At 74.2% G+C, this 17,057-nt stretch carries 12 protein-coding genes and 4 tRNA genes; 7 read left to right on the top strand and 9 right to left on the bottom strand.

Annotated features, from left to right (window positions below):
- The first annotated feature begins 99 nt into the window (after positions 1 to 99).
- Together ACYVGT_RS18400 and ACYVGT_RS18395 are read left to right on the top strand one after the other, a co-directional pair.
- Positions 100 to 1,809, top strand: a complete 1,710-nt coding sequence (locus tag ACYVGT_RS18400; protein ID WP_460859968.1) for an SDR family oxidoreductase — start codon at positions 100 to 102, stop codon at positions 1,807 to 1,809.
- A gap of 165 nt (positions 1,810 to 1,974) precedes the next feature.
- The gene (locus ACYVGT_RS18395) at positions 1,975 to 2,703 is read left to right on the top strand and encodes a MerR family transcriptional regulator (protein ID WP_460859966.1); all 729 of its coding nucleotides are present in this window, start codon (positions 1,975 to 1,977) and stop codon (positions 2,701 to 2,703) included.
- 120 nt (positions 2,704 to 2,823) lie between these two features.
- Here ACYVGT_RS18395 and ACYVGT_RS18390 read toward each other — a convergent pair.
- From ACYVGT_RS18390 to gltX, 5 genes are all read right to left on the bottom strand, one after another.
- A tRNA-Glu gene (locus ACYVGT_RS18390) sits at positions 2,824 to 2,899 on the bottom strand.
- 52 nt (positions 2,900 to 2,951) lie between these two features.
- Positions 2,952 to 3,024 (bottom strand) — tRNA-Glu (locus tag ACYVGT_RS18385).
- Between the two features lie 52 nt (positions 3,025 to 3,076).
- Positions 3,077 to 3,149: transfer RNA gene (locus tag ACYVGT_RS18380), tRNA-Glu, on the bottom strand.
- Positions 3,150 to 3,191: 42 nt separating this feature from the next.
- A tRNA-Gln gene (locus ACYVGT_RS18375) sits at positions 3,192 to 3,266 on the bottom strand.
- Between the two features lie 165 nt (positions 3,267 to 3,431).
- A complete protein-coding gene (gene gltX, locus ACYVGT_RS18370; protein ID WP_460859965.1) occupies positions 3,432 to 4,877 on the bottom strand; it encodes a glutamate--tRNA ligase in 1,446 nt (481 codons plus the stop codon).
- Positions 4,878 to 5,056: 179 nt separating this feature from the next.
- Here gltX and murQ point away from each other — a divergent pair, with 179 nt between their 5' ends.
- On the top strand, positions 5,057 to 5,983 hold the full coding sequence (gene murQ / locus ACYVGT_RS18365) for an N-acetylmuramic acid 6-phosphate etherase (protein WP_460859963.1): 927 nt from the start codon (positions 5,057 to 5,059) through the stop codon (positions 5,981 to 5,983).
- Positions 5,984 to 6,049: 66 nt separating this feature from the next.
- Positions 6,050 to 7,555 (top strand): PTS transporter subunit EIIC, encoded by a 1,506-nt coding sequence (locus tag ACYVGT_RS18360; protein WP_460859961.1) that lies wholly within the window; start codon positions 6,050 to 6,052, stop codon positions 7,553 to 7,555.
- Positions 7,556 to 7,692: 137 nt separating this feature from the next.
- On the opposite strand, the gene ACYVGT_RS18355 is transcribed toward ACYVGT_RS18360, so the two are convergent.
- Entirely contained in the window at positions 7,693 to 8,493 is an 801-nt protein-coding gene (locus ACYVGT_RS18355) for a fumarylacetoacetate hydrolase family protein (RefSeq protein WP_460859959.1), read from the bottom strand.
- Between the two features lie 183 nt (positions 8,494 to 8,676).
- Between ACYVGT_RS18355 and ACYVGT_RS18350 the strand changes: the two genes are divergently transcribed.
- The 3 genes from ACYVGT_RS18350 (at position 8,677) to ACYVGT_RS18340 (ending at position 12,320) form a co-directional block, all read left to right on the top strand.
- Positions 8,677 to 9,693 (top strand): LysR family transcriptional regulator, encoded by a 1,017-nt coding sequence (locus ACYVGT_RS18350; protein WP_460859957.1) that lies wholly within the window; start codon positions 8,677 to 8,679, stop codon positions 9,691 to 9,693.
- A gap of 141 nt (positions 9,694 to 9,834) precedes the next feature.
- Positions 9,835 to 10,989, top strand: coding sequence for an allantoicase (gene alc, locus ACYVGT_RS18345; protein WP_460859954.1), 1,155 nt, complete (start codon positions 9,835 to 9,837; stop codon positions 10,987 to 10,989).
- 470 nt (positions 10,990 to 11,459) lie between these two features.
- On the top strand, positions 11,460 to 12,320 hold the full coding sequence (locus tag ACYVGT_RS18340) for a DUF3152 domain-containing protein (RefSeq protein ID WP_460859952.1): 861 nt from the start codon (positions 11,460 to 11,462) through the stop codon (positions 12,318 to 12,320).
- A gap of 162 nt (positions 12,321 to 12,482) precedes the next feature.
- On the opposite strand, the gene cimA is transcribed toward ACYVGT_RS18340, so the two are convergent.
- The 3 genes from cimA to ACYVGT_RS18325 form a co-directional block, all read right to left on the bottom strand.
- Positions 12,483 to 14,066: a citramalate synthase gene (gene cimA / locus ACYVGT_RS18335; RefSeq protein WP_460859950.1), complete on the bottom strand. Its 1,584-nt coding sequence runs from the start codon at positions 14,064 to 14,066 to the stop codon at positions 12,483 to 12,485.
- Between the two features lie 356 nt (positions 14,067 to 14,422).
- Positions 14,423 to 15,538, bottom strand: coding sequence for a branched-chain amino acid aminotransferase (locus ACYVGT_RS18330; protein WP_460859948.1), 1,116 nt, complete (start codon positions 15,536 to 15,538; stop codon positions 14,423 to 14,425).
- A gap of 306 nt (positions 15,539 to 15,844) precedes the next feature.
- Complete coding sequence (locus tag ACYVGT_RS18325) at positions 15,845 to 16,906, bottom strand: 3-isopropylmalate dehydrogenase (protein WP_460859947.1); 1,062 nt, start codon at positions 16,904 to 16,906, stop codon at positions 15,845 to 15,847.
- Positions 16,907 to 17,057: the final 151 nt, after the last annotated feature.

The raw sequence follows: 17,057 nt of genomic DNA, 5'->3' as shown, positions 1-17,057 counted from the left end.
CCCGGAGCGCGGCCCGGAAGCGCGGGGGGCCGACGTCTACGATGGCGCGGTGCGGTCCCCGGAAGACATCCGCCCCACCAACGGACAGGAGCGTCCGCCATGACCCCCCGCCTGTTCCGCCTGCCCGCTTCCGACGGACTGCCGCTCGCGGTCCGGTCCTACGGCGATCCGGAGCACCCCACTCTGCTCTGCGTACACGGCTACCCCGACGATTCGCGGGTGTGGGAGGGGGTGGCAGTTCGCCTGGCCGAGCGGTACCACGTCGTCGCCTACGACGTCCGCGGCGCCGGCCGGTCGCCGGCCCCGGAGTCGCGGGAGGGCTACACGCTGGACCGGCTGGCCGCCGACATGGCCGCCGTCGCCCGTGCCGCGGGCGGCGGCCGGCCGGTGCACCTGCTGGCGCACGACTGGGGCTCGATCGCCGCCTGGCACACCGTCTCCGACCCCGCTTCAGCGCCGCTGTTCGCCTCGTTCACCTCGATCTCGGGCCCCTCGCTGGATTCGGCCGGCGCGTGGCTGCGCGCGCAGCTGCGCCCGTCGCCCCGGCGGTTGCGGGCCTTCGCCGACCAGATGGCGCGCTCGGGCTACATCGGCTTCTTCCATCTGCCGGCGGTCCCGGAGGCCGCGTGGTACTCCGGCGTCGGCAGCGCGGTGCTGGCAGGCGCCGACCTGCTGGGCCGGCCTGCGGCGGCGCCCGCCGCGCGCCGGTCAGTGCGCGGCCACATCAACGGGCTGGAGCTGTACCGGGCGAACTTCGGCCGCCGCATGCGGCGGCCCGAGCTGCGCCGGACCCCCGTCCCCGTGCAGGTACTGGTGCCGGCCGCGGAGCTGTTCATGTCGGAGGCGCTGCAGCGCGCGGCCGCGGAGTGGGCGCCGGACTTCCGCTTCCACCGGGTGGCCGGCGGGCACTGGATGCCGCGGACCCGGCCGGAAGCGGTGGCGGGCCGGGTCGAGGCGTTCCACACCGATCTGGAGCGGCGGAACGCCGGCGCTCCCCCCGCCGCCGTGCGCGCCGCCGGTGCCGCGGCGCCCCCGGCCGCCGTTCGGCCGGACGCGCGCCCGCTCACCGGGCAGGTGGCGGTGGTGGTGGGCGCGGGCAGCGGGATAGGCCGCGCCGTCGCACTGGAGCTCGCCGCCCGCGGTGCGCGGGTGGCCTGCGCCGACGCGGCTGCAGGACGCGCTCTGCAGACGGCGCGCCACGCCTGCGCGCGCACCGCAGGCGCGGTCGGCTTCACGCTGGACGCGCGCGCCCTCGCGCCGGTGGAGGCGTTCGCCGACCGGGTGCGCGCAGAGCTCGGCGTGCCCGACATCGTGGTGAACGCCGCCGCCGCCGACGCCGGAGCGCCCTCCGCGGCGCCCGGGGTCCCGGGGACCGGCGGGCAGGGGTGGGGCGCCGCGGCCGGCGGCCGGGCGGACCGTGCGGTCGGCCTCTGCCGGGCGTTCGCGCGGCAGATGGTGGAGGCCGGCCTCGCCGGGCGGATCGTGAACACGGTGTCGCCGGCCGCGTGGCTCCCGTCGCCGGCCCGGCCGGAGCACGCGGCCGAACAGGCCGCGGTGGCTGCGGCGAGCCGGTCGCTCCGTGCGGACCTGGCGCAGCACGGCGTGAAGGTGGTGACGGCGGGCACTCCGCACACCGGCGGCGGCAGCCGGGGCGACGCGGTGGCGCGCCGCACCGCCGCGGTGATCGCCGACGGGATCGACCGCGCCCCGGACCTGCTTCCGGCGACGCCCGCCGTCCGCGCTACGGCTCTCCTGGCGCGCCTGTCCCCGGCCGCTCTGCGCGCGGCGGCCCGGCTGAGCGCTCGCTGACGGCCTTATCCCGGCCCCGGGAGCCTCCGCTGCGCCGGTGGCGACGGGCCGTCCCCGCGCTGCGAAGCGTTGGAACGGGCGGCCGGCCCCACCGGAGCAGTGCGGGGCGGAGCGCGGTCAGTACGATCCCGGAGGAGGGCGGAGCGGCGACGGAGGGGGCCGGGCATGCGGATGGCGGAGCTGAGCCGGCAGAGCGGCGTGCCGGTCGCGACGATCAAGTACTACCTGCGGGAGGGCCTCCTGCCCAAGGGCGAGGCGCTGGCAGCGACGCAGGCCAGCTACGGCCCCGAGCACATCCGCCGGCTGCGGCTGATCCGCGCGCTCAGCGACGTCGCCGGACTGCCGCTCGCCACCGTGCGCGGACTCGTCTCGGCGGTCGATGACACCGGCATGGACCTCTACCGGCTGCTGGGCTCCGTGCAGTACACCCTCGCCACCGGCGCCATCCCGCCGTGGTCGACCGGTGCGGCCGCCGCGGACGCCGTCCCCGCGGCGGAGAGCGCCGGCAGCACCCGCGGCGAGGCCGGCGCGGCACCGGACGGGGGTGTGGACGCACTCCTGGCGGAGCTGGGCTGGCAGGTGCAGGGCGATGCACCGGACCGCGCCGGCCTGGCGCGCACGCTGGCGGCGATGGACCGGCTCGGGTTCGGGGTGGACCGGGCGACGCTGCGCCGCTATGCCGCAGCAGCGCAGGACCTGGCAGCCGCCGACGTGGCGGCGATCGACGGCGCATGGCCGCGGGAGCGGGCGGTGGAGTACATGGCGGTGCGCTGCTCGCTGATGGACGCGGCGCTGGCGTCGCTGCGGCGGATGGCGCAGGAAGACGCCGCGACCCGGCGGTTCGCCGGCCCGGCCGACGCGGCGGAGGGCGGTGCGGGCGCAGCTCTGCCCTGACCCCGGCTCCTCGCGGCGCCGCCGCACGGCGGGCGGCGCAGCGGAACGCGGGGATGGACCGCAGGCCCCGCGGACCCCCCGGACACAGAAAAGCCCGCACACCGGGTGTGCGGGCTTCGGTGGTACCCCCGAGCGGATTCGAACCGCCGTTACCGCCTTGAGAGGGCGGCGTCCTAGGCCACTAGACGACGGGGGCCGGGCACAGAGCAGCGCCTCCCACTGCGGTGGGAGGCGATCCCTGTACTGTGTACCCCCGAGCGGATTCGAACCGCCGTTACCGCCTTGAGAGGGCGGCGTCCTAGGCCACTAGACGACGGGGGCCGGGCACAGAGCAGCGCCTCCCACTGCGGTGGGAGGCGATCCCTGTACTGTGTACCCCCGAGCGGATTCGAACCGCCGTTACCGCCTTGAGAGGGCGGCGTCCTAGGCCACTAGACGACGGGGGCCAGGACGGGCCGAGATCGGCCCCGACCCTGCGTGAGGGCCGTTGGCTGGGGTACCAGGACTCGAACCTAGACTAACTGAACCAGAATCAGCCGTGCTGCCGATTACACCATACCCCAGTGCATTTCCGCCGGTACTGGGGCTTTCCGCTCCCGTTCCCCGCGGCGACGTGCTTAACCTTAGCGGACTTTGGGAGTGCTCGCGAACTGAAAAACGGGGGCGCCCGGACGCGGTCCAGAGCACCCCCGAGCGCCCCCTGGGGAGCGCGGCCGAGCGGCCGGCGCCTACCCGGAGACGTCCTCCGACTCGGCGGTGAGGCGCTGCAGCGCGGCCGCGGTCCGCTCCCGGGTGCGCTCCCGGCCGAGCAGCTCCAGCGACTCGAACAGCGGCAGGCCGACGGTGCGCCCGGTGACCGCGACGCGCACCGGCGCCTGCGCCTTGCCGAGCTTGAGCCCGAGCGCGGCGCCGGCGGCCTCCAGCGCCTCCTTGAGCGGCTCGGCCTTCCACTCCAGCGCGGGGTCGCCGAACCTCTCCAGCGCCGCGGCGAGCATCTCCGCGCCGATACCGGGCTTCATCGCCTTGTTCCAGGACTTCTCGTCGAAGACGGGCGCGGCGAGGAAGAGGAAGTCGACGTTGGGCACGATCTCGGCGAGCAGCGCAATGCGGGACTGCGCCAGCGGCGCGACGGCGCGGAACACCGCCGGGTCGTAGTTCTCCTCCGGCCAGGGCGCACTGTCCGCGGCGAGCCAGGGGGCGCACCGCTCGGCGAACTCCTCGGTGCTGAGCGCGCGGATGTACTCGCCGTTGAAGGCGCGCAGCTTCTTCTCGTCGAAGAAGGCGCTGGAGGAGTTGACGTCCTCGATGCGGAAGAGCGGCACCATGTCCGCCCAGTCCATGATCTCCCGGTCCTCGCCGGGCGCCCAGCCGAGCAGCATGAGGTAGTTGACCATGGCCTCGGGCAGGTAGCCCTCGTCCTGGTAGGACTCCAGGGCCACCTTGTCGCGCCGCTTGGACAGCTTCTTGCGCTGTTCGTTGACGATGACGGGCAGGTGCGCCCAGACCGGCGGAGTCTTGTCCAGGGCCTCCCACAGCAGCTGCTGCTTGGGGGTGTTGGACAGGTGCTCCTCGCCGCGGATCACCTGGTTGATGCCCATCTCGATGTCGTCGGCGACGTTGGCCAGGACGAACAGCGGCGAACCGTCGGCGCGGGCGATGACGAAGTCCTCGATCGCGGAGTGCTCGAAACTCACCTGCCCGCGGATCCGGTCGTCGACGACGGTGGGGCCGCCGTCCGGCACCCGGAAGCGCAGCGCGCGGCCGGGACCGGGCCCGAGCCCGCGCTCGCGGCAGAACCCGTCGTAGCCGAGGTGCTCGTTGCCGCGGCGCTCGGCGACCTGCTCCCGCGTGCAGTCGCAGTAGTAGGCGCGGCCGCGCTCGTACAGGGCTGCAGCGGTGGCGCGGTGGGCGTCGGCGTAGTCGGACTGGAAGTACGGCCCCTCGAAGTGGGGGTCGGCGGCATCGATGCCCAGCCAGGACAGCGCCGAGATGATGCCCTCGGTCCATTCCGGCTTGTTCCGGGCGGCGTCGGTGTCCTCGACGCGGAGCACGAACCGCCCCGCCTCTTGCTGCTGGGCCAGCGCCCAGTTGAACAGCGCCGACCGCGCACCTCCGACATGGAACATGCCGGTCGGCGAGGGGGCGAAGCGCACACGAATCGAAGTCTCACTCACCCGACCCAGCCTAACGGGGCCCGGGCGCCGCCTTCCCTGCTCAGCTGTTGTCCGGACGGGCATCCGCTCCGTGCACGAAGATCCGCAGTGCCCGGGTATCGGCCCAAACGGGGAAAGTTGGTAATCTTCCAGTCGACTTCCTCGGACGGAGGAAACCTACCCAGACAGACGGGGGCGCGGTGGGCACGCGGACGGTGCGCGAAGAGCTGGAGCAGCTGGCTACCGAGGCGCGCAGCGAAGATCTGGCCGAAGTGGACAGGATGGCCACGGCCGACATCGTCGCGCGGATGAACGCCGCCGACGCAGAGGTGCCCGCAGCGGTCGGCGCGATCGCGCCGCGCATCGCCGCGGCCGTGGACGCCATCGCGGCCCGGATGCGCCGCGGCGGCCGGCTCGTCTACGCCGGCGCCGGAACGGCCGGCCGGATGGGCGTGCTCGACGCCTCAGAGTGCCCGCCCACCTTCAACACCGACCCCGAACTGGTGGTGGGGCTGATCGCGGGCGGCCCGGGCGCGGTGACGTCGTCGGTCGAGGGCGCCGAGGACGACGCCTCCGGTGCGGTGCGCGACCTGAACGACCTCGGCATCGGCGCCAGCGACACCGTCGTCGGCATCTCCGCCTCCGGCCGCACCCCCTACGCGGTCGCTGCCGTGCAGCATGCCCGCAGCGCCGGCGCGCTCACCGTCGGCGTCTCGTGCAACCCGTCCTCGCCGCTGGGTGCCGAGGCCGACCACGCCCTGGAGGTCGACACCGGTCCCGAGCTGGTGGCCGGCTCGACCCGGCTGAAGGCGGGCACGGCGCAGAAGCTGGTGCTGAACATGCTCAGCACCATCACCATGATCCGCCTGGGCAAGACCTACGGGAACCTGATGGTGGACCTGCGCAGCACCAACGAGAAGCTGCGCGCCCGCGCCCACCGGATCGTGGAGATGGCGACCGGGGCCCCGTACGCGGAGGCCGAAGCGGCGCTGACGGGTGCCGGCGGCGACGTGAAGACCGCGATCCTCACCATCCTCGGCCGCGTCGGCCCGCACGAGGCGGCCGCCCTGCTGGCCGCCTCCGACGGACGTCTGCGCGACGCGATCGACGCGGCACCGCGCGGCTGACCCGCGGGCCCGCGCACCGGCCCCGCCCTCCCCTGGGCGGGGCCACCCCCGAAAGGAAGGGCCGCCATGAGCGCACCGGAAAGCCCCGACACCGCAGCGGGCGCCCTGCTCGCCCTGGTCGGCGGGGCCGGCAACGTCACCACGGTCGAGAACTGCATCAGCCGCCTGCGCCTCGGCCTGGTCGACCGGGACCGGGTCGATGACGCGGGCGTGCGTGCGCACCCGGCCGCACTCGGCGTCGTCGACGACGAGACCTACCAGATCGTCCTGGGCCCGGCCGCGGTCACCCAGGTCACCGAGGCGTTCCGCCGCCTGGTGGCGGAGCACCGCGCCGGGTCCGGTTCCGACGCCGCTCCGGAGGCGGACGGCGCCGCCGCGGACGGGGCGCGGCCCGCCGGCGCCGAGGCGCTCGCCGCGGAGGGCGCGCGGATCAGGGCGGCCAACCGGAAGCGCAATGCGACGCCCGTCAAGCAGTTCCTGCGGCGCATCGCCAACATCTTCGTCCCGCTGATCCCGGCGCTGATCGCCTGCGGCATCCTGGCCGGCGTCGGCGGCCTGCTGCAGAACCTGGGCTGGCTGCCGGGCGTGCTGCCGGCGCTCACCGCGGTCTCCGGCGGGTTCATGTCGCTGATCATGGTGTTCGTGGGCATGAACGCCGCCAGGGAGTTCGGCGGCACCCCGATCCTGGGCGGCGCGGTCGCAGCGATCATCCCGTTCGCCGGCGTCGCCGAGATCACCGCGTTCGGCGAAGAGCTCGCTCCCGGCCAGGGCGGCGTGCTCGGCGCGCTGGGCGCAGCCGTGCTGTGCGCCTACGTCGAGCGCTGGGTGCGGCCGTGGGTGCCGCGCAGCCTCGACGTGCTGATCACGCCCACGATCGCGGTCCTCGTCTCCGGGATGGCCACGGTGTACGGGCTGATGTTCGCCGCCGGGCGGCTCTCCGACGGCATCGGCGTCCTCGCCGACCGGCTGCTGGGCTTCGCGGGCGCGCCGGCCGGGCTGATCCTCGGCGGCCTGTTCCTGCCGCTGGTGATGCTCGGCCTGCACCAGGCGCTCATCCCGATCCACACCACGCTGATCGGGCTGGACGGCTACACGGTGCTGCTGCCGATCCTGGCGATGGCCGGCGCCGGCCAGGTGGGCGCGGCGCTCGCGGTCTACATGCGGCTGCGCAGCAACAGCGGGGTGCGCACGACGATCCGGTCCGCGCTGCCGGCGGGCGTGCTCGGCGTAGGCGAGCCGCTCATCTACGGTGTGACGCTGCCCCTGGGCCGGCCGTTCATCACGGCCTGCGCGGGCGGAGCGGTCGGCGGCGGCGTGGTGGGGATGCTCGGCCAGCTCGGCACGACGGTCGGCTCCACCGCGATCGGCCCGTCCGGCTGGGCGCTCTTCCCGCTCATGCAGGGCAGCCAGGGCATCCTGCCCGCGGTCGCGGTGTACGCCGCGGGGCTGCTCACCGGCTACGTCGCCGGGTTCGCCTTCACCTACTTCTTCGGGTTCACCAAGGAGTCGCTCGCCGAACTCAACACCGAGGCCCAGGCACCGGTGGCGGGCGCCGAACCCGCGAAGGACTAGGCCGGGTCTGGCAGACGCGTCCGGGGCGGACCGGAAGCATTCGGCACCAGCCCGGCCCGGCGGAGCGCACGGCGGCGCCCCGCCCCCTCTTCCTCGGGGCGAGGCGCCGCTTCGCGTCCGCGGACCGGCCGGCCCGGTCAGTCGCGCGTGGCGATGGTGTTGGTCAGCGCGCCGACGCCCTCCACCGAAACGGTGACCCGCTGGCCGGGGGTGACCGGGCCGACGCCGGCGGGGGTGCCGGTCAGGATCACGTCGCCGGGCACCAGCGTCATGAAGGAGCTGACGTAGGAGACGAGTTCGGCGAGCGGGTGGATCAGCTGGGAGGTGCGCGAGTCCTGGCGCACCTCGCCGTCGACCTCCGTGGTGATCCGCAGGTCGGAGGCCTCCTCCAGGCTGAGGCCGGTCTCGATCCACGGGCCCAGCGGGCAGAAGGAGTCGAACCCCTTCGCGCGGGTCCACTGCTTGTCCTTCTTCTGCAGGTCCCGCGCAGTGACGTCGTTGGCGCAGGTGTAGCCGAAGACGACCTCGCTCGCGCGCTCCGCCGGCACCTCGCGGGCCAGCCGCCCGATGACCAGGGCCAGCTCGCCCTCGAAGTCGACGCGCTCGGAGATCTGCGGGTAGAAGACCGGGTCGTTCGGGCCGGCCACCGCGGTCGACGGCTTGAGGAACACCACCGGCTCCTCGGTGGAGGCGCCGGTGATGCCGGACATCTCCGCGACGTGGTCGGCGTAGTTCTTGCCGATGCAGATGACCTTGCTCGGCAGGATCGGCGAGAGCAGCCGGACGTCGTCGAGCTTGGCCCGCTCCCCGGCGAGCTGGATGTTGCCCATGAGGGGATGCCCGGAGATGCGGGAGATGTGGGTCTCGCCGCTGTCGGCGTCAGTGTCGATCAGCCCGAAGCCGACCTCGTCTCCGGAGGAGAATCTCGCGATGCGCACGCCCGCCCCTGTCCTGCCGATGTCTCTACTCTGCCTTGGGCCGGCGCGCTGCGTTCCGGCCCGCCTGTTCACTGCAGGTCGGGCGGCGCGGCGGCGGCCCCCCGCAGACTACCGCGCCACAGCATCCGTTCAAATATGCGGAACGCTCTGCCAGTCCTGTTCTTTGGCGCTTACTATTCGCGCATGACCGACTGGGATCTGCGCCGGCTCCGCATCCTGCGCGCGCTCGACGACCACGGAACGGTCCGCGCCGCTGCGGCGGCCCTGTCCATGACGCCGTCCGCGGTGTCGCAGCAGCTCTCGGCGCTGTCCCGGCAGGCGGGCGTGGCCGTACTGGAGGCGCACGGCCGCCGGGTCCGCATCACCGACGCCGGGCATGCGCTGCTGCGGCACGGCGACGCCGTCTTCGCGCACTTGGAGCGGGCCGAAGCCGAGTTGGCCGCGCACGCCGCGGGCGCCACCGGGAGGATCCGGGTGGGCACCTTCGCGACCGCGGTGCCCGCGCTGGTCGTGCCGGCGGTCCGGGACCTGAAGCGGCGCCATCCCGGGCTGGCGGTGCACCTCCGCGAGACCGAGGCGGGCGAGGCGTGCGCGCTGCTCGCGGCGGGCGAAGTCGACCTCGCCCTGTCACTGTCGGCCCAGCCGCCGGACGCCACCGGGCGCGCGCCCGGAGACGCTGGCGGCGACCCGTTCGGCGAAGGGCTCCTGGGCGGCGGGCCCGGCCACCGCTTCGACCGGACGGCGCTGCTCGCCGATCCGCTGTACGCGGCACTGCCCGCCGGCCACCGGTGGGCCCAGGCGCCCGGGCTGCGCCTGGCCGACCTCGCCGGCGAGGACTGGATCTACGGCGAGACCGGCCCCTGGCACGAGATCACGGTGGCCGCGTGCGCGGCGGCGGGGTTCACCCCGCGGCGCGCCCACGCGGCCTCGGACTGGGACGCGATACTCGCGATGGTCGAGGCGGGGCTGGGGGTGGCGCTGGTGCCGCGGCTGGCGGCGCCGGCGGCGCGGCGCGGGGTGGCGGTGCGGGAGCTGCGCGCCGACCGGCCGCAGCGGTACGTCGTCGCCGCGGTGCGGTCCGGTTCCGGGGAGCGGCCGGCGCTGGCGCGGCTGCTCGCGGCGCTGCAGCGGGCGGCGGCCGACCACGTCGGCGGTGCGGCGGCCGGGACGGACGCGGGCGGCTCCGGAACCGCCACCTAGATTGTTCAATTCTTCTGAACATAATGCTCATAAGTTCGCGATAGACGCGATCGGTATCGGCGGCGCACACTGGACCTGCACCGGCCGCCCTGGCGCAACCGCCCCGGGAGCGGCCCTCCCCGTCCTCCCGAGAGGAGCCCCGTGACCGGCGCCGCAGCGTCCACGTCCGATCCGCACGCCTTCGATGCCCAGCCCTACCCCGGCGGCGACCCGTTCGCCGACTACCGGGCCGGCGACTACGCGTTCACGGCCGATCCCGACCTCGCCGACCGCCGCCTGGGCGCCGGCGCGGTGGCCGCCAACGACGAGTTCTTCGCCCCCCGGGAGAACCTCCTCATCCCGGGCCGCGCCGTGTTCGACCCCGAGGCGTTCGGCCACAAGGGCAAGGTGATGGACGGCTGGGAGACCCGGCGCCGCCGCAACACCGCCGGCAGCCCGTTCCCCGATGACGCCGAGCACGACTGGGCGCTGATCCGGCTCGGCCTGCCCGGCACCGTCTCCGGCATCGTGGTGGACACCGCCCACTTCCGCGGCAACTACCCGCAGCAGGCTGCCGTGGAGGCCGCATGCCTCCCGGGCACGCCGTCGGAGGCCGAGCTGCTGTCGCCGGACACCGAGTGGACCGAGATCGTGCCGCGCTCCCAACTGCGCGGGCACGCCGCCAACGGCTTCGCGGTCGACAGCCCGCGGCGCTGGACGCACCTGCGGCTGAAGATGTACCCGGACGGCGGCATCGCGCGGCTGCGCGTGCACGGCCGGCCGGAGCCGGACCCGGAGTGGCTGGCCGCGCTCGGCACGGCCGACCTGGCTGCACTGGAGAACGGCGGCTCCGTCGCCGACGCGTCGGACCGCTTCTACTCGCCGCCGGAGAACACCATCCTGCCCGGCCGCTCGCAGAAGATGGACGACGGCTGGGAGAACCGCCGCCGCCGCGTCCGCACCAGCAACGACTGGGTGGTGCACCGCCTGGCCGGCCGCGGCGCACTGCACGCCCTGGAGCTGGACACCGCCTACCTGAAGGGCAACGCCGCCGGCTGGGTGGAGGTCTCCGCCGCCGACCTGGACCCGGCCAAGCCGGACGCCGTTCCCGCCGCCGGCGACTGGACGGTGCTCCTGCCGCGCACCGAGATCCAGCCGGACTCCCCGCACCGGTTCCTGCTGGACGGCGCCCCGACCGCCACCCACCTCCGCATCGACGTCTACCCGGACGGCGGCTACTCCCGCCTCCGCGTCCACGGCTCCCTCACCCCCGACGGCCTGGACGCCCTCCGCACCCGGCGGGCGACGACGGGCTGATCCGCCCCCACGGTCCCGCACCGCGGCCGGGCACGCTGGCACCGGTCCGCGGTGCGCTACCGCCGTCCGCCGCGGACCGGTGCGGCCGCACGCGGGCGAAGGGCAGACACGGGCGGCGCTCCTGCCGCCCTCCGCGGCCCCGGCCTCCCGAGCACTGCGCCCGTGCCGGCCGTTCTCCCCGCGCGTGGGCGGGAACGGGGCCGGCGGGTCCGGAGCGCAGAGTCTCCGGAGCGTCCGTGCTCGGCCCCTCGCAGCCCGCCGGGCTACGGACTCGACCGGGCGCGCACCGCCGCCCCGGACCCGGAGAATCGCGGCGGAATGCCGCCCCGCTCCCGTGGCCGCCCTCCCTACCGCCACCTGCGCCAGACACCGGATTGGGGGCCGCGCCGCGGGCGACGCGGATTTCGGGCGGATGCGGCAATGCGCTCCGGGGGCGGCCGAATCTGGGATGCTTGGGCACCATGCGAGGAATGCGAACGGACCGCGGCGAACGCCGCCGGTACCCCCCGGAGCTCGTCCTCGGGCTGGCCATCGTCGGTATCGGCTGCGCCTTCCTGGTGGTTGACCAGGTCCCGGCGGTGCCCGGCACACCGGCCTCGTCCGACGCGGCCGATTCGGAGGCGCCGGAGGCCCCGGATGAGGCCGCGGGCCCGGAGTCGGCCGCGCCGTCCCCCTCCTCCTCCGCGTCCACGCCCGAAACCGCGGTGCCGTCGGCGTCGGCATCCCCGCCGGCCTCGCCGTCGGAGTCGCCCTCGCCGTCCCCGTCCGGCGCGGAGGACCCCGCGATCCTCGCGTCCGTCGCCGACCCGGTCGATTCCGCCGACGGGGAGCTGGCCGCGGTCTCCGGCAGCAGCGACCGGGCCGGCGACGGTCCGGTGCAGAAGTACCGGGTCGAGGTGGAGAAGGGCCTGCCGGACGACCCGGAGGACTTCGCCGCCGCGGTCGACGCGATCCTGCCGGACGAGCGCGGCTGGGGCGACGGCCTCTCCTTCGAGCGCACCGGCGACGCGGACGCCGCCGTCGACTTCACGGTGAAGCTCGCCTCCCCGGACACCACCGACGCACTCTGCGCGCCGCTCAGCACCAACGGCTTCACGTCCTGCACCAGCGGCGGTTCCGTCATCATCAACCAGAACCGCTGGACCGAGGGCGTCGAGGACTTCGGCGGCGACCTGGAGACCTACCGCATCTACGTGATCAACCACGAGGTCGGCCACGCCCTCGGACACGGCCACGTGAACTGCCCCGGCGACGGCGAGCCTGCGCCGGTCATGCAGCAGCAGACGCTGTCCCTGGACGGCTGCAAGCCCAACGGGTGGAACACCCCCTAGGCAGGCTGCCGCCCCGGCTTCGCCCGCACTCGGTGTCCGCCGCTGCGGTGCCGTGGCGGCACTGCCGCGCCGCTGCTCGCGCACGGCCCCGGCGGTGCGGACGCCGGAGCGGCCACCGCCCGCACCGGGGCCGGGGCGTGCCGGCGGGGAGAGCGGACGGCGTCAGGAGACCGGGTAGCCCTGCCGCATCAGGCCGTACACCGTGCCCTGCTCCAGCGCGGTCCAGGAGGCGTCGATGACGTTCTCCCCCACGCCCACCGTGGTCCACTCGCCGCGGCCGTCGCCGAAGGTGACCAGCGTCCGGGTGACGGCGCCGGTGCCGGCCCCGCCTTCGAGGATGCGCACCTTGTAGTCGACGAGCCAGATTCCGGTGAGGGCGCTGTAGACGCCTTCGACGGCGCTGCGCAGTGCGCGGTCCAGCGCGTTCACCGGCCCGTTGCCCTCCGCGGTGGAGATCACCCGCTCGCCCTTGACGTGCAGTTTCACGGTCGCCTCGCTGGCCGAGGCCCCGCCGGGGCGGCGCTCGGTGATGCAGCGCCAGGACTCGGCCTGGAAGTAGTCGGGCTTCTCGCCCATCTCGGCGCGCAGCAGCAGCTCCAGGGAGGCGTCGGCCGCCTCGAAGCTGTAGCCCTCCTGCTCCAGTTCCTTGACCCGCTCCACGGCCCGGCCGAGCAGGGCGCGGTCGCCGCCCAGGTCGAGGCCGAGCTCGGCCGCCTTCAGCTCGATCGACGCCCGGCCGGCCATGTCCGAGACCAGCATCCGCATGCCGTTGCCCACCAGGGCGGGGTCGGTGTGCTGGTACAGGTCGGGGTCGATCTTGATGGCGGAGGCGTGCAGGCCCGCCTTGTGCGCGAACGCCGAGGAGCCGACGTAGGGCTGGTGGGTGGCGGGCGCGATGTTGGCGATCTCGGCGATGGCGGTGGAGACCCGCGTCGCCTCGGCCAGCCGGCCGGGCGGCAGTACCGCGCGCTGGTACTTGAGCTCCAGCGCCGCCACCACCGCGAACAGGTCGGCGTTGCCCACCCGTTCGCCGTAGCCGTTGGCGGTGCACTGGACGTGCGTGGCGCCGGCGTCGACCGCGGCCAGTGTGTTGGCGACGGCGCAGCCGGTGTCGTCTTGGGCGTGGATGCCCAGGCGGGCGCCGGTGGCCTCGGCCACCTCGCGCACGGTGCGCGCCACACCCGCGGGGAGCATGCCGCCGTTGGTGTCGCACAGGACGACGGCGTCGGCGCCCGCGCCGGCCGCGGCGCGCACCACGGCCAGCGCGTGCTCGGGGTGGTGGGCGTAGCCGTCGAAGAAGTGCTCGCAGTCGACGAAGACCCGCTGGCCGTGCTCCTTCAGGTGGGCCACCGTGTCGGCGACCATCGCCGTGTTCTCCGCGGCTGTGGTGCGCAGGGCGCGCTCCACGTGCCGCAGGTCGCTCTTGGCCACGAGGGTGACCACCGGCGCACCCGATTCGCGCAGTGCGGCGACCTGGGGGTCGTCGGCCGCCGGCAGCCCCGGACGGCGGGTTGCGCCGAACGCGGTGAGCTGCGCGTGCTCCAGGTCGAGCTCTTGTGAAGCCCGCTGGAAGAACTCGGTGTCCTTGGGGTTGGCCCCCGGCCAGCCGCCCTCGATGAACCCCACACCGAACGCGTCGAGGTGACGGGCGATGGCGAGCTTGTCGGCGACGGTCAGCGCGATGCCCTCGCGCTGCGCCCCGTCCCGCAGGGTCGTGTCGAACACGTGGAAGCGGTCGTCTGGCATCGGTGGAACTCCCGAGTCGGATGCTGGTGCCCGCCGGCGGTGCTTCCGAGCGTGCGGTGTGTACGCGGACCGCCCCCGGAAAACAAAAAAACCCCTCGTGGACACGAGAGGTCAGCGCGCCGGCGGGGTCCTGTTAGCCGGCGCGCCTCACGATAATGATCACCTGAGACGGCACGCGGCCAGTCTGCCATACGCCGGTGCTCGAACCCGGGCGCAGCCGGGAAACGTCTCGGAGAGCGAGACGGAAAATCTCCCGATGCGGCCCATCAGGGCTGTTCGGAGCAGGCGGCGGGAAGCGGACCGGCCCGGCAGCGGCCTGCCGGCACCGGTCCCGCCCCGCGCTCCGGACCGCCTCCTCAGAAGCGGCGGATCCAGCCGTGCGAGTCGGCGCGCTTGCCGTACTGGAGGTCGACGAGCTCCTCGCGCAGGCGCATCGTGACCGGGCCGGCCTTGCCGCCGTTGATGTCGAAGGAGCCGTCCTTGCCCTTGACGGCGCCGACCGGGGTGATGACCGCGGCCGTGCCGCAGGCGAACACCTCGGTGATGGCGCCGCTCTCCACGCCGCGCCGCCACTCCTCGGTGGAGATGCGGCCCTCTTCGGCTCCGATGCCGAGTTCGGGCGCGAGTTTGAGGAGGGAGTCCCGGGTGATTCCGGGCAGCAGCGTGCCGGTCAGCCCGGGGGTGAGGATGCGGGCGTCGTCACCGGAGCCGAAGACGAAGAACAGGTTCATCCCGCCCATCTCCTCGACCCAGCGGTGTTCCACGGCGTCGAGCCAGACGACCTGGTCGCAGCCCTGCTCGACCGCCTGCTTCTGGGCGAGGAAGCTCGCGGCGTAGTTGCCCGCGAACTTGGCCTGGCCGGTGCCGCCCGGCGCGGCGCGGACGTAGTCCTCGCTGAGCCAGACGGTGACCGGCTGCACGCCGCCGGAGAAGTACGGGCCCGACGGCGAGGCGATCAGTGCGAACAGGTAGCTGGTGGCGGGGCCGTTGACGCCGAGGCCGACCTCGGTCGCGATCATGAAGGGCCGCAGGTACAGGCTGGAGTCCTGCTGGGTGGGCACCCAGTCGGCGTCCTGGGAGAGCAGGAGCTCGATCGCGCGGACGAAGTCCTCTTCGGCGAGCTCCGGCATTGCGAGGCGGCGCGCGCTGCGGTTCATCCGCGCGGCGTTGGCCTCGGGCCGGAAGACGGCGACGGAGCCGTCCGGGTGGCGGTACGCCTTGAGTCCCTCGAAGATCTCCTGGGCGTAGTGCAGGGCTTTGGTGGCGGGGTCGAGCGACAGGGGGCCGTACGGCTCGAGGCGGGCATCGTGCCAGCCGCGCCCCTCGGTGTAGCGGATGGTGACCATGTGGTCGGTGAACACCTGGCCGAACCCGGGGTCGTCCAGCAGTGCCTCGCGCTCCTGCGGGGTCTTCCGCGCCGACGAGGGCTGGACGTCGAACGTCAACCCGCTTGTGGTGGTGTCGTTGCTCATGGGTTTCAGGTCCTCTCACCTTCATCGGGCCGGCAGCGCTGCCGACCCTGGTTCCAGTCTGGCTGACGCGGCGCGCCCGGTGCCAGTGCCGGTGCTGTGGCTGTGGAGAACTCCTGTGCACGGCCCGCTGCGGGCTCCCTGCACGTCGGCGGAGGTCCTGCCGTCCGGCTCCGGCACACGCGAAGGGCGCGCCGCCCCGGGGGTGATCCGGGAGCGGGCGCGCCCGACTGCTCGGCACCGCGGTGCCGCGGTGCCGGCGCCTCGGCCGCGCCCGTGCGTGGGGGCAGGGCCGAGGCGCCGCGCGGCTCAGCCCTGCCGGACTACTCGCGCAACGAGGTCGTCGCCGATGGCGGAGGTGGGGCGGTCGCTCCCCTCCTTGGCGCGGACCTGCAGGTCTTCGGCGACGGCGCGCTCGACGCGCGCGGCCGCCCCGGTGTGGCCGAGGTGCTCCAGCAGCAGGGCGACCGAGAGCACGGTCGCGGTGGGGTCGGCGAGGCCCTGGCCCGCGATGTCCGGGGCCGAACCGTGGACCGGCTCGAACATGCTGGGGAAGGCGTTCTCCGGGTTGATGTTGCCGCTGGCGGCGAGGCCGATGCCGCCGGTGACGGCGGCGCCGATGTCGGTGATGATGTCGCCGAACAGGTTGTCGGTCACGATGACGTCGAACCGGCCCGGGTCGGTCACGAAGAACATCGCGGCCGCGTCCACGTGGCTGTAGTCGACCGCGACGCGCGGGAACTCGGCGCCGACCTCGCGGACGGTGCGCTGCCACAGGTCGCCGGCGTAGGTGAGGACGTTGTCCTTGTGCACCAGGGTGAGCTTGCGGCGCGGCCGGGCGTCGGCCTTGGCGAAGGCGTAGCGGACGACGCGCTCGATGCCCATCCGGGTGTTGACGCTGTCCTGGGTGGCGATCTCGTCGGGCGTGCCCTTGCGGAGCACGCCGCCCATGCCGGCGTAGGGGCCCTCGGTCCCCTCCCGGACGACGAGCATGTCGACGTCGTCGGGCGACGCGTCGGCGAGCGGGCCGGCCACGCCCGGGTAGAGGCGGACCGGGCGCAGGTTGACGTAGTGCGCGAAGGCGAACCGCAGCCGCAGGAGCAGCCCGCGCTCAAGCACGCCGCTGGGCACGGTGGGATCGCCGACGGCGCCGAGCAGGATGGCGTCGTGGCCGCGCAGCTCCTCTTCGACGGAGTCGGGCAGTGTCTCGCCGGTGCGGTGCCAGCGGGCCGCACCTAGGTCGTAGGAGGTCGTGTCGACGGCGGTGCCGGACGGTGCGGCGGCCTCGAGCACCCGGAGCCCCTGGGCCACGACCTCGGGGCCGATGCCGTCTCCGCCGATGACCGCCAGTTTCACGGTGCGCGCTGCCATACGGACTGCCCCTAACCCGGACGCGACCCCATCTCAACCAATGAGATCCGAATGGACACTGAATGAGACGACCCTACCGTCTCGGCAGCGTGCCCGCGTCCGGCCCCCGCACGGAGTCCGGAGGCGGGGCGCGCCGCGGCCGTGCGCCCGG

Source organism: Nocardiopsis coralliicola (genome assembly GCF_054779695.1).
This window is presented reverse-complemented; position numbering and strand designations above follow the sequence as displayed.